This is a genomic window from Bradyrhizobium sp. 25ACV, from assembly GCF_054863005.1.
The window spans coordinates 1-317 of record NZ_JAVAYO010000054.1 but is presented as its reverse complement, the minus strand read 5'-3'; the positions used below and the strand labels follow the sequence as shown (position 1 = coordinate 317).

The window sequence follows — 317 nt, the reverse complement described above, 5'->3', positions numbered from 1 at the left end:
ATCCGCTCCGACAACAATCTGGGCTCGATGCCGATCATCGGCCTGTCCGCGCTGGTGTCGCCGGCGGCGATCGAGCGCGGCCGTCAGGCCGGCTTCCACGACTACGTCGCCAAGTTCGACCGTCCCGGTCTGATCGCGGCGCTGAAGGAGCAGACCGCGGGCGCCGCCGGCGCCTCCGAGCTGAACCGGGCAGCGGCGTAACCAGCGGGATCAGGAGATAAGCTGATGACCAAGAAGACCCAGATCGGCGAAGGCGCCATGGTCGAATACGTCACCGCGATGATCGGCGGCCAGCTGTTCGGCCTGCCGATCTCCCG

Annotated in this window: 1 protein-coding gene and 1 pseudogene; both read left to right on the top strand. The window is 67.5% G+C overall.

Going from position 1 to position 317, the window contains the following annotated elements; translation table 11 throughout:
- Positions 1-201 (top strand): hypothetical protein (locus tag RAD04_RS38535; RefSeq protein ID WP_461627949.1); only part of this gene is annotated, 201 nt, incomplete at its 5' end.
- Between the two features lie 24 nt (positions 202-225).
- Positions 226-317, top strand: a pseudogene (locus RAD04_RS38530) (chemotaxis protein CheW); the annotation flags it as partial.